At 64.0% G+C, this 11,549-nt stretch carries 10 protein-coding genes; 6 read left to right on the top strand and 4 right to left on the bottom strand.

The window, feature by feature from the left end:
• Positions 1–23 precede the first annotated feature (23 nt).
• The 6 genes from metG (at position 24) to mazG (ending at position 5,676) form a co-directional block, all read left to right on the top strand.
• Positions 24–1,586, top strand: coding sequence for a methionine--tRNA ligase (metG, locus tag CFE35_RS02640; protein ID WP_292927641.1), 1,563 nt, complete (start codon positions 24–26; stop codon positions 1,584–1,586).
• A complete protein-coding gene (locus CFE35_RS02635) occupies positions 1,586–2,362 on the top strand; it encodes a TatD family hydrolase (RefSeq protein WP_292927639.1) in 777 nt (258 codons plus the stop codon). The genes metG and CFE35_RS02635 overlap by 1 nt, the downstream gene beginning before the upstream one ends.
• Positions 2,359–3,126, top strand: a complete 768-nt coding sequence (locus CFE35_RS02630; RefSeq protein WP_292927637.1) for an MBL fold metallo-hydrolase — start codon at positions 2,359–2,361, stop codon at positions 3,124–3,126. Before CFE35_RS02635 ends, CFE35_RS02630 begins: the two co-directional genes overlap by 4 nt.
• Positions 3,123–3,293 carry a hypothetical protein gene (locus CFE35_RS02625; RefSeq protein ID WP_292927635.1) on the top strand — a complete coding sequence of 57 codons (171 nt, stop codon included), beginning with the start codon at positions 3,123–3,125 and terminating at the stop codon, positions 3,291–3,293. Before CFE35_RS02630 ends, CFE35_RS02625 begins: the two co-directional genes overlap by 4 nt.
• Positions 3,294–3,451: 158 nt before the next feature.
• Positions 3,452–4,693 (top strand): ISNCY family transposase, encoded by a 1,242-nt coding sequence (locus CFE35_RS02620; protein ID WP_292927633.1) that lies wholly within the window; start codon positions 3,452–3,454, stop codon positions 4,691–4,693.
• Positions 4,694–4,872: 179 nt separating this feature from the next.
• Positions 4,873–5,676: a nucleoside triphosphate pyrophosphohydrolase gene (gene mazG / locus CFE35_RS02615; protein ID WP_292927631.1), complete on the top strand. Its 804-nt coding sequence runs from the start codon at positions 4,873–4,875 to the stop codon at positions 5,674–5,676.
• Here mazG and hflX read toward each other — a convergent pair whose 3' ends face one another.
• The 4 genes from hflX to CFE35_RS02595 all read right to left on the bottom strand — a co-directional run bounded on the left by hflX (position 5,677) and on the right by CFE35_RS02595 (position 11,542).
• Positions 5,677–7,026, bottom strand: coding sequence for a GTPase HflX (hflX, locus tag CFE35_RS02610; RefSeq protein ID WP_292927629.1), 1,350 nt, complete (start codon positions 7,024–7,026; stop codon positions 5,677–5,679).
• 22 nt (positions 7,027–7,048) lie between these two features.
• The gene (gene hfq / locus CFE35_RS02605; RefSeq protein ID WP_292927627.1) at positions 7,049–7,642 is read right to left on the bottom strand and encodes an RNA chaperone Hfq; all 594 of its coding nucleotides are present in this window, start codon (positions 7,640–7,642) and stop codon (positions 7,049–7,051) included.
• A 214-nt stretch (positions 7,643–7,856) separates the two neighbouring features.
• Complete coding sequence (locus CFE35_RS02600; RefSeq protein ID WP_292927625.1) at positions 7,857–9,242, bottom strand: sigma-54 dependent transcriptional regulator; 1,386 nt, start codon at positions 9,240–9,242, stop codon at positions 7,857–7,859.
• A gap of 26 nt (positions 9,243–9,268) precedes the next feature.
• Positions 9,269–11,542: an ATP-binding protein gene (locus tag CFE35_RS02595; protein WP_292927623.1), complete on the bottom strand. Its 2,274-nt coding sequence runs from the start codon at positions 11,540–11,542 to the stop codon at positions 9,269–9,271.
• Positions 11,543–11,549 lie beyond the last annotated feature (7 nt).

Below are 11,549 nucleotides of genomic sequence, written 5' to 3'. Positions count from 1 at the left end.
CAAGCCAAGGACAATCGCAGCCCATGGGCGAGCCTTACTATATCACCACCGCCATCAGCTATCCCAACGGCAAGCCGCATATCGGCCATGCCTATGAGGCGATTGCTGCAGATGTCATCGCCCGCTTTCACAAGGCGATGGGGCGCGATGTGCGCTTTCAGACCGGGACCGACGAGCACGGCCTGAAAATGGCGCAGAAGGCGCGCGACATGGGCATCACTCCGGCCGAGCTGGCGGACGAAATGACCAGTCATTTCAGTGCTATGGCCGATGCTCTGAATGTCGATTACGACGTATTCATTCGCACGACCGAGCCGCGCCATCATGCCTCCACGCAGGAGCTGTGGCGGCGGATGGAAGCCAATGGCGATCTCTATCTCGACCGCTACGAAGGCTGGTACTCGGTGCGCGACGAAGCGTACTACGACGCGAGCGAACTGATCGACGGGGAAGGGGGGGAGAAGCTTTCCCCGCAGGGCACGCCGGTCGAATGGACGGTGGAGGAAAGCTGGTTCTTCCGCCTGTCGAAGTATCAGGAGCCGCTGCTCGCGTTGTTCCGCGAAAACGCGGAGTTCATCCGCCCCGAAAGCCGACGCAACGAGATGATCGCGTTCGTTTCGCAAGGCCTTCGCGATCTTTCGGTATCGCGCACCAGCTTCGATTGGGGCGTAAAAGTTCCGGGCAGCGACAACCATGTCATGTACGTGTGGGTCGATGCGCTGACGAACTATATCACCGGCCTTGGTTTTCCCGACGAATCAGGCGATTATGCGAAATACTGGCCAGCCGACCTGCACCTGATCGGCAAGGACATCGTGCGCTTCCACACGATCTACTGGCCGGCCTTCCTGATGAGCGCTGGGCTGCCGGTGCCCAAGCAGGTGTTCGGCCACGGCTTCCTGCTCAACCGGGGGCAGAAGGAATCGAAGTCGCTCGGCAACGTGACCGATCCGCTAGCGCTGGCGGAGACGTTTGGCGTCGACACGCTGCGCTACTTTCTGATGCGCGACGTCGTGTTCGGGCAGGACGGTTCCTATTCGCCCGAAGCTATCGTCACCCGCTGCAATGCCGAGCTGGCGAACAGCTATGGCAATCTGGTGCAGCGCACGCTTTCCATGATTTTCAAGAATATGGATGGCGAACTGGTCAAGTTTTCGAGTGCCGAAGCGGACGACAAGCTGCTCGCCGCAGTGTTCGAGGCGTGCCACGATGAACTGCCGCGCGAATTCGCCGCGTTGAATTTCTCGGCCGGGATCGATGCGTGGATGCGCGCTGTGTTTGCCTGCAACCAGTATGTCGACGAGCAGGCGCCCTGGGCGCTGCGCAAGAGCGATCCGCAGCGGATGCGCGCCGTGCTGATGACGCTGTTCATGGCGATCCGCGACCTGACCATCGCAATCCGACCCGTGGTGCCAACTGCGGCAGACAAAGTTCTGGATCAGCTGGGTATTCCTGGTGACGAGCGCGGCATCACCGCGCTTGCGAAGGCAGATTGGTTCCTCGCTCGCGTGGCCACGGGCGAACGGCTTGCTGCACCGAGCCCGGCCTTTCCCCGGCTTGAGCTGCCCGAGGAAGCCGCCGACTGATGCTGATCGATTCGCACTGCCACCTCAACTACAAGGGCCTGATCGAGACGCAGGCCGACGTTCTGGCGCGCGCGCGGGCGCGGGGCATTACGGGCTTCCTCAATATTTCGACGCGGCAGAGCGAATGGGATGCCGTGGTCGCCACTGCGCACCGCGAGCCGGATGTCTGGGCCAGCATAGGCATTCACCCGCACGAAGCCGACGCCCATGCCGATCTTGGCGCGGAAGCACTAAGGGCGGCCGCTGCGGACCCGAAAGTGATCGCGATCGGCGAAACCGGGCTCGACTACTACTACGACCATTCGGACCGACAGGTGCAGCAGGACCTGTTTCGCGTCCATATCGGCGTGGCGCGCGAAACCGGGCTGCCCATCGTGATCCACACGCGCGATGCCGAGGATGACACGCTGCGTATCCTGACCGAGGAAATGGCCGAAGGCACATTCCCGGCGCTGATCCATTGCTTCACCGCGAGCGCAGCGTTCGGGCGCGCGGTTCTCGATCTGGGGCTGACAATCTCGATTTCCGGCATCGTCACATTCCGCAATGCCAAGGACTTGCAGGCCTTTGCTGCCGAAGTTCCTGATGACCGGCTGCTGGTGGAAACTGATGCGCCGTTCCTTGCGCCAGTGCCGCATCGCGGCAAAGTCTGCGAGCCGGCGTTTGTTTCGGATACGTGCGCGTTTGTCGCCAACTTGCGCGGCACAAGCGCAGAGGATTTGTCCGAGCGGACCAGCGCGAACTTCTTTCGCTTGTTTGCCAAGGCGCAGGCATGAAGCTGATCGTCCTGGGTTCCGGCACGTCCACCGGGGTGCCGCGCATCGGCAACGATTGGGGTGACTGCGATCCGGATGAGCCGCGAAACCGGCGCACGCGTGTGGCGATCATGGTGGAAGGCGCGGATGGCGGGCGCATTCTGGTCGATACGCCGACCGATCTCAGGCAGCAGCTGTTGGCGACCGGGATCGGGCGGATCGATGGCGTGGTCTGGACGCATGACCATGCCGACCATACGCATGGCATCGACGATCTGAGGCCGCTGCGGATGGGGCGCGGCGCGCCGATCCCGGGCTATGCGGCAGACGAGACGGTGCGGCGGCTGCGGCAGCGCTTCGGCTATGTCTTTGCCGGTCAGCACGGTTACCACACGATCTGCAATCTCGACAATCTCGACCGGGTGCGCATGGTAGCAGGCATCGGCGTGACGCATTGCCAGATGCCGCACGGACCGGCGCAGACGACCGCTTTCCGGTTTGAACAAGGCGGAAAGTCAATCGGTTACGCAACGGACTTCAGTGCGATTACCGGTGAATTGGTGGCACTTTTTGACCGGGTCGACGTGCTGGTTGTCGATGCCTTGCGGCGGCAGCCGCATCCCACGCACGCACATCTGGCGATGTCGCTCGAATTGGTCGAGGCCTGCCGGGCGGGCCGCGCGGTGCTGACACATCTCGACAAGAGCATGGATTACCGGACTTTGTGTGACGAAACGCCAGGGCATGTCGAGCCGGGCTTTGACGGGATGGAGATTGTGCTGTGACGCCGGACAAGTTCGTCGCGTTGATCGGCATTGTGATGGCGCTCGTGCTTGTGTTGGGAAACGGAAGGCTGCGCGGGCTGAAGCTTTCCTCCGGGATGATGATGGCGGCGGCTTGGGGTGTGATTATCCTTGCCGCAGCGCTGGCGTTTGCGGGGTATCGGCGCTGATTGCGTGACCATTCATTTAACATAATAATTATTATCGAACTCAAGGATTGAAGGCGCAAAGTAGAAATGTCCCATCCCGCAAAATAGAGATGTCCCATTGCAATGGGTGCTCGCGGTCCGTGGCGGCGTGGTCATCCTCTGCTGTGGAGGATGCGCTTATGACGGTGGTGGCCATGAGCCGTGGCGAGCTTTCGCGGTATGATACGCTGCTTCGGGTGACGCGCCGCGAGCTGCGGGTCGAAGATGCGGCGACCCTTCTGGGATTGACGCGTCGTCAGGTCGGCCGATTGCTCCTTCGTTTGCGGGCCGAGGGCCCCGAAGGTCTTGTTTCACGGCGGCGTGGTCGCCCAAGCAACCGGCGTCACAGCGACGCCTTTCGTCAGCGGGTCATTACTCTGGTGCGCGAGCACTACGCCGATTTCGGACCGACCCTGGCCGCCGAGTATCTGTCCGAGCGGCACCAGATCACCATTTCGCACGAGACGCTCCGCAAGCTGATGATTGAGGCCGGGCTTTGGAGCGAGCTGATGCACCTCAGGATGGTCGAGAGCGAGAACACGTTCGCCTACATGGATGCAATGACCGCTTATATCGAGGCACACGGCAAGCCGGTGGCGATCTACTCGGACAAGCACGGTGTGTTCCGGAACAACACCGCATCGGCCAAGGGCGACGGCATGACCCACTTCGGCCGGTCGCTGGAGGCGCTCAACATCGAGATCATTTGCGCCAACTCGCCGCAGGCCAAGGGCCGTGTCGAGCGCGCCAACGGGACGCTGCAGGACCGCCTGGTCAAGGCGATGCGGCTGGAAGGCATCTCGACGATTGCCGAGGCCAACGCGTTCCTGCCGGGCTATATGGCGCGCCACAACCAGCGGTTCGCCAAGGCGCCGTTCGATCCGCGCGATGTGCATCGCCCCCTTGCCCCGCATGACGATCTCAAGGCCGAGATGGTTTGGCGCGAGCAGCGTACGGTGACGCAGGCGCTGACGCTGCATTACAACAAGGCGCTGATCATCCTCGAGCCTACCGAGGTCAGCCGACCGCTGGCGGGCAAGCGGGTCGACGTGTGCGAGTATCCTGACGGCCGGCTCGAGATACGTCACGAGGAGCACGTCCTGCCCTACCGGGTGTTCGACAAGATCCGGCAGGTCAACCAGGCAGCCATCGTTGAGAACAAGCATCTCGATGCGGCGCTGGCGATGGCCAAGGCGATGCAAGAGTTGTTGCCCCCGAGGAAGCGCAACAACAACGAGCCCTGCCGAAGATCTCAGGGCGCACATATGTTCCCGCCCCCGCAGCCGCAGGAAGGCGCACCGGTCAAGCGCAAGCGTGGCCGTCCTCCCCTTCCCCGGCTGACCCCGAACGAAGCAGCGCAGCGCATGCTGGAGTCCGTGTGAGGGAGCCCACTGCAAAGCAGCGGGTCCACGGGCTCTGTCACCGCAAGACCAGCGCACCAGCGGGGACTGCGCTGCGCAAGACGGAAGGGCTCCACGCAGCCCCCGCTGCATCAACCGGTGACATTTCTATCTGGCGGAAATAGGGACTTCTCTACTTTGCAGAAACAAGGATAGCCGATATGAGCTCTACTCCCGGGGTCTCCCCTATCGGCCTTACCGCTTCCGCGTCGGGGATCGCACGCTTGCTGGGGATCATGGCACGGCTGCGTGATCCGCTGAACGGCTGCGAATGGGATGTCGCGCAAACGTTCGCCACCATCGCGCCGTACACCATCGAGGAAGCCTACGAAGTGGCCGACGCGATCGAACGGGATGACTTGCCCGCGCTGCGCGAGGAGCTTGGCGATTTGCTGCTGCAGGTCGTGTTCCATGCGCGCATGGCCGAGGAGCTTGGCGCGTTCGATTTCGATGCGGTGGCCCAAGCGATTTCGCACAAGATGACCGAGCGGCACCCGCATATCTTTGGCGATGCGGCGGATCAGGGCCAATCGCGCGAGGTGCGCTGGGAAGCGCAGAAGGCCGCCGAGCGCGCCGCCAAGGGCGCGACGAGCGCGCTGGACGGTGTGGCTCTGGCCTTGCCCGCGCTGATGCGCGCGGAAAAGCTGCAGAAACGCGCGGCGCGGGTCGGGTTTGACTGGCCGGATACTGCCGGACCGCGTGCCAAGGTAATTGAGGAACTGGACGAATTGGCTGCGGCGAAGAGCGAGGCTGAAAAGCTCGATGAAGCGGGCGACCTGCTGTTTGCCGCGGTCAATCTGGTGCGCCGCTATGGCATCGCGCCCGAGGATGCGCTGCGTCATGGCAATGCCAAGTTCGAGCGGCGGTTTCGCGGGATGGAAGCTCTTGCCGGTGCGGCGTTCCCGGCCTTGTCACTCGACGAGCAGGAAGACCTCTGGCAGCAGGTCAAAGCCGCCGAGCGCTGATCACATCTGCACGAAGCGACCGAGTTCACGGGGCGTGAGCCGCACGGTCAGGCGCTGCACGGGTGTGCCCTGCTCGTCCTCGATCTGAACTTCCGACAGCACTTCGCCGTGGGCATGGAGCCAAGCCAGTTTCTGGCCGTCTGCCATCGGAACCGACAATTCAAGCACTTGAGCGCCGCCCGTGAGAAGTTCACTGAGGAGCGTAACGAGGTCTTCGACGCCTTCGCCCGTCTGGGCCGAGATCGGCACGACTTTGCGCTCCGGCACCCTGGCGGCGATCAGATCGCGGCGCATGGCGCGGTCGTCGGGGCTGAGAAGATCCCACTTGTTCCACGCCTCGATGATCGGGACGAGGCTTCCCCCTTCCCCGATCACGCCGAGATCAGCGAGGATTTCCTCGACTTCGAGCTTCTGCGCCGAGGTGGCGGGATTGGCGATATCGCGGACGTGGACGATGACGTCAGCCGCGGTCACTTCCTCAAGCGTGGCGCGGAAGGCGGCGACGAGCTGGGTGGGCAGTTCGGAAATGAAGCCCACGGTGTCTGACAGGATCGCCTTTTCAAGACCCGGCAAGCGGATGGCGCGCATGGTGGGATCGAGCGTGGCGAACAGCAGATCTTGCGCCATGACGTCAGCGCCGGTCATCCGATTGAAAAGCGTGGATTTTCCCGCATTGGTATAGCCGACGAGCGCGATCACCGGCCAGGGCGCACGCTGGCGGCGTTCACGGTGCAGGCCGCGGGTGCGGCGGACTTGTTCGAGCTCGCGCCGGATGCGCGCCATACGGCCGCGGATCAGGCGGCGGTCGGCCTCGATCTGCGTCTCGCCCGGGCCGCCGAGGAAGCCGAAGCCGCCGCGCTGGCGCTCGAGGTGAGTCCAGCTGCGCACAAGGCGCCCGGCCTGATAATCGAGGTGGGCAAGCTCGACCTGGAGGCGACCTTCTGCGGTCGCCGCGCGTTCGCCGAAGATTTCGAGGATCAGCCCGGTACGGTCGATGACCTTGCGTTCGAGCTTGTCTTCCAGATTGCGCTGCTGGATCGCAGACAGCGCGCCATCGACAATGACCAGTTCGGCATCGGACTGGTTGATCGCCACGCTGATCTTCTGGACCTGCCCCTCGCCGAACAGCGTGGCGGGACGCACCGCGCGGATCGGCAGCGCAAAGGCATCGACTACATCGAGGCCAATCGCGCGGGCAAGCCCCTGCCCTTCTTCCAGCCGCGATTCCACATCCAGACCAACGCCGTGGCTGGCGCGCTGCCGCAAGTCGGGAAGCACGACGACGCTGCGGGCGCCGCGCGTGACTTCCCCGACGAGCTCGGTCTCGCGGCCGAATTCAAACCCGCTCATGCGGCGGCACCCATGGCTTTGATCAGGATGCCTCACCCTCCCATTCGCCGGACAGATCGACATGACCGGCGGGCTGGATGGTGGAGACGGCGTGCTTGTAGGCAAGCTGGACGTAGCCTTCGCGTTCCAGCAGCATGCAGAACAGATCGTAGGCAGCGACGCGGCCCTGAAGCATGACGCCGTTGACGAGGAACATCGTTACCTGCACCCCGGCATCGCGCACGCTGGAGAGGAACACGTCCTGCAGCAGGCGCTTCTTGGCGGCATCATCGCTGCCCGGCGCGAAGTGCGCGGCACCGATCTGCTGGCCCGGCATGATCGTGGAGATCGCGTGCTTGTAGACCAGCTGGGATTGGCCATCGCGGCGCAGCAGGATTGAGAAATTATCGAACCAGGTGACGATGCCTTGCAGCTTGACGCCCTTCACGAGGAACATTGTGACCGGAATCTTGTTTTTTCTCAGGAAGTTGAGGAACACGTCCTGAAGGTTCTGCCCTTTGCCGGCGACAAGCGGAGCGGGAGCGGAGGGAGCTGCTGCGGCAGGCGTGGCTGCTTCGCTGGCGGGAGCGGCTTCAACCTTGGCCCGGGGGCGCGCAGATAGGGTTCTACCAGTCATCGAGGGTATGTCCTTTCGTTTTTTGGCGGCCCACTACCCTGCGGCAGCGAGACACGATCTGGCGGAGGACTGCACCCACCCTGCCGGCATCGGCTTTCGCCGAATCCGGTCAGAGGTTTGCGCGGCACTACGCCGGTTATCAAAAGCTAGTCTATGTCGGGACTGCAGCTTCGTACAGGGGCAAAATCGATGCCGCTGTTCTAGCCGTCTCTGTTCAGTCGAGATCCTCGTCCTCGCGGCGATCTGCCATGCCGAGAAGCTTGAGCTTGCGGTGAAGTGCCGAGCGTTCCATGCCGATGAAGCTCGCGGTCTTCGAGATATTGCCGGAGAAGCGGCGGATCTGGACCTTGAGATACTCGCGCTCGAAGTTCTCGCGCGCCTCTCGCAGAGGCACACCCATCAGCGCCGACGTGCTCGTATCACCACCTAGCCTGGTCAGGACGATTTCCGCGGGGAGCATGTCGGCATCGATGCGGGTGAGGCGCTCACGCGGGGCGAGGATGATCGTGCGTTCGACCACATTGCGCAATTGGCGCACATTGCCGGGCCAGTCGTAGCTTTGCATCGCCGCGATCGCTTCGGGTGAGATCGCGGGCGGCGGGACGCCCTGCTCGTTGGCGTAGCGCGAGAAGAAGTGGTCGGCGAGCGCGGGGATATCCTCGCGCCGCTCGATCAGCGAGGGGATCGAGACGGGCACGACGTTGAGCCGGTAGAAAAGGTCCTCGCGGAAGCGGCGCTCGGCGATTTCCTTTTCGAGCGGGCGCGACGTGGACGAGACGACGCGCACATCAACGCGGATCTGGCGGTGGCCGCCGACGCGCACGAACGATTGCTCGGTGAGGACGCGCAGGATGCGGGCCTGGCTGGACGCGGGCATTTCCGCCACTTCATCAAGGAACAGCGTGCCGCCATCGGCCATTTCGAGGAGGCCGGCCCGCACCAACTTGCCGTCGATCTCCTCGCCGAACAGCTCCTGTTCGAAGCGTTCGGGCGTGATGCGCGCGGAATTGACCGTGACGAAGGCGTGATCGGCGCGCGGGCTCCACGAATGGAGCAGCCGCGCGGCGACTTCCTTACCCGATCCTGCGGGGCCGGTGATGAGCAGGCGGCTGCCAGTGTTGGCAACGCGCTTCAAGGTGGCACGCACCGTGTTGATCGCGCCCGAATTGCCAGTGAAGCCATCGGCCATCGACAGGCCCTGCCGCAGCCGCGCGTTTTCGCGGCGGAGGCGTTCGGTCGCGGTCGCGCGTTCGACGAGAAGCAGCAGGCGTTCGGCTTCGAACGGCTTTTCGAGGAAATCCATCGCGCCGCGCCCGATGGCGGAGACCGCCGTATCGATGTTGCCGTGGCCCGAGAAGATGATCACCGGCAGTTCCGGTTCGCGCTTCTTGATCTCGTCGAGCACTTCGAGCCCGTCCATCGGGCTGCCGTGAAGCCACACGTCGAGCAGGACGAGGCTGGGGCGGCGTTCATCGATTGCGGCCAGCGCGGCGGTGCTGTCGGCGGCGGTGCGGCAGCCATAGCCTTCGTCGCTAAGTACGCCGGCGACCAGTTCGCGGATATCGCGTTCGTCGTCCACGATGAGGATGTCGAGTGCCATCGGTGGTGGTGTCCTGAAAGTCTGGTCTAGCGGTTGGCGGTAATGGTGGTTGGCGTTTCGGTCAGTGCTTCGGCGGCGAGCGGATTGCGGGCGATGCGCATGATCACAGATGTGCCGCCCTCCTCGTTGGCTGTGAAGGCCATGGTGCCGCCGTGTTCCTCGACGATCTTGTTGACGATCGCGAGGCCAAGGCCCGTGCCCTTCTCCCGCGTGGTCATGTAGGGTTCGAGAATGCGGTCGCGCTCGGCAGGCAGGCCCACGCCGTTGTCTGCCACGGTGACGGTGACGGCATGGCGTTCAGCGAGCAGGGTGACGGCGATCCGGCCGCGATAGGCGATATCCTGCCCCTTGGCGCGCTGCTCGATGGCCTCGATCGCGTTCTTGAGGACGTTGGTCATCGCCTGGCCGAACTGGTGGCGGTCGGCCTCGATCGGCACTGGCCCCTCCCCGCCGCTTTCGCCTTCCTGCCGGAAGCTGAAGGTGATCGCGCTGTGGGCGACTTCCTGCAGGAACAGTGACTGGCGCACGAGGTCGCTGGCGTCCTCCGGGCGGAACACTGGCTTGGGCAGGCGCGCGAACGAGGAGAATTCATCGACCATCTGCCTGAGATCACCGACCTGGCGGATGATCGTGGCGGTGAGTTCCTCGAACAATTCGGGGTCGGTTTCGATCTGGCGGCGATAGCGGCGCTTGAGGCGCTCGGTCGCGAGCTGGATTGGGGTGAGCGGGTTCTTGATCTCGTGCGCGATGCGTCGCGCGACGTCGGACCATGCCGCGCGGCGCTGATCGAGCAGCTGGCGGGTGATGTCCTCGAACGTGATCACGTGGCCGTTGCGGTCCGCCGTAACCTTGACCGCGAGGGTGAGCAGATCGCCGCCCTTGGCCATCGTCACGACACCGCTGCGCTCTCCGCTGGCGACGAACTGGGCCAACTGGGGGGCGACATCGGTGAGCGGCGCACCGATGGGATCGGCAACGCCGCTGCTTTCCGGCCCATCGCGCATCAGCGCCTGCGCCGAGCTGTTGATCAGGCGGATGCGGCCTTCGCGGTCGACCGAGACGATCCCGGCGGTGATCGATTCAAGCACCGCCTCGATGAAGGCGCGGCGCACTTCGAGCTGGGCATTGGCGCTGACGAGCGCCTGCGTCTGCGCTTCCAGCTGCGCGGTCATGCGGTTGAACGCGCGGGCGAGGAGGCCGACTTCATCGGTGCCATTACCGGCCCGCACGCGCATCGCGAAGTTCCCACTCCCCACATTGCGCGCGGCTGAAACGAGTTCGACCAATGGGGCCACCTGCCGATCGGCAAAGCGCAGCGCGACCCATACGGCGAGGGCGACGAGCGCCAGTGAGATCACCAGCAGCGCAATGTTGAAACGCAATTGCAGCGCGCGCGCGCGGCGGGTGAGGAAATCGTAAGCCTTGAGCACGCTCTGGGCACGCTGCCACTGGTTGAGCGCGAGCGCATCGGAATTGCGCGCGACATAGAGGTAGATGCCGCGTGTCCGGTCAACCGGAGTGACCGCTTCGATGCGCGCCGCAGAGGCGGTGACGACAACCGGCTCGCCCGCATCGATCCGCGCCAGCTGGGCGGGCGTGACGCGTTCGCGCTGTTCGCTGCGGGCGGGATCGACAATGGCCGCTGTGCGCAAGGTGCCATCGGGGCCGCGCTCAATCAGCGCGGATTCGTTAAGCTTGCGGTTGATCACCTGCCACGAATAGCCCTCGGCAAAGTCCTGGCTGGTGATCGGGGCCTGGCCCAGATAGTCGCGCAAGTCTCCGGCCATGGCGACGCTTTCGTTGCCGACATCGCGCAGTTTATCGGCATAGTAGCCGCGCGCGAGGCTGTTGGCGTTTTCCAGCATGCCGCGTGAATTGTCTGAGAACCAGAACTCGACGCCGGACTGGAACAGCAGCGAGGCGAAAACCACGACGAGCAGCGTCGGGATCGCGGAAATCAGCGAGAACAGCCAGACCAGCCGGACATGGAGCCGCCCGCTGCTGCCCAGCACGCTGCGCGCGGCCCGGCGCAGCGCGAGCCGCCGCCCGATCAGCACGATCAGCGCCATCGCGGGCACCAGCGTGCCTATCAGCAGGCTGGCGGTGAGACGCGATGGCAGGAGCTGGTTGGAATTGCCGATGGCGGAAAGCGCCATCCACGTGACCGTGATCATCAGCGCCAGCGCCATGGTCGCGGTCATTTCCAGCACCAGAAACACATTGGCGCGGCGCATCGCCACCAGAAGGCGGCGATACCACCTTGGTGAGCGCCGCATGCCGCCTTTGCCGTTCTGTGCCATCGTTGCC

The organism is Novosphingobium sp. PASSN1 (genome assembly GCF_002278815.1).
This window is presented reverse-complemented; position numbering and strand designations above follow the sequence as displayed.

Excerpts from the sequence above, each read along its gene's own strand:
- metG (WP_292927641.1), top strand. The coding sequence starts at position 24 with ATGGGCGAGCCTTACTATATCACCACCGCCATCAGCTATCCCAACGGC.
- CFE35_RS02635 (WP_292927639.1), top strand. The coding sequence starts at position 1,586 with ATGCTGATCGATTCGCACTGCCACCTCAACTACAAGGGCCTGATCGAG.
- CFE35_RS02630 (WP_292927637.1), top strand. The coding sequence starts at position 2,359 with ATGAAGCTGATCGTCCTGGGTTCCGGCACGTCCACCGGGGTGCCGCGC.
- CFE35_RS02620 (WP_292927633.1), top strand. The coding sequence starts at position 3,452 with ATGACGGTGGTGGCCATGAGCCGTGGCGAGCTTTCGCGGTATGATACG.
- mazG (WP_292927631.1), top strand. The coding sequence starts at position 4,873 with ATGAGCTCTACTCCCGGGGTCTCCCCTATCGGCCTTACCGCTTCCGCG.
- hflX (WP_292927629.1), bottom strand. The coding sequence starts at position 7,026 with ATGAGCGGGTTTGAATTCGGCCGCGAGACCGAGCTCGTCGGGGAAGTC.
- hfq (WP_292927627.1), bottom strand. The coding sequence starts at position 7,642 with ATGACTGGTAGAACCCTATCTGCGCGCCCCCGGGCCAAGGTTGAAGCC.
- CFE35_RS02600 (WP_292927625.1), bottom strand. The coding sequence starts at position 9,242 with ATGGCACTCGACATCCTCATCGTGGACGACGAACGCGATATCCGCGAA.
- CFE35_RS02595 (WP_292927623.1), bottom strand. The coding sequence starts at position 11,542 with ATGGCACAGAACGGCAAAGGCGGCATGCGGCGCTCACCAAGGTGGTAT.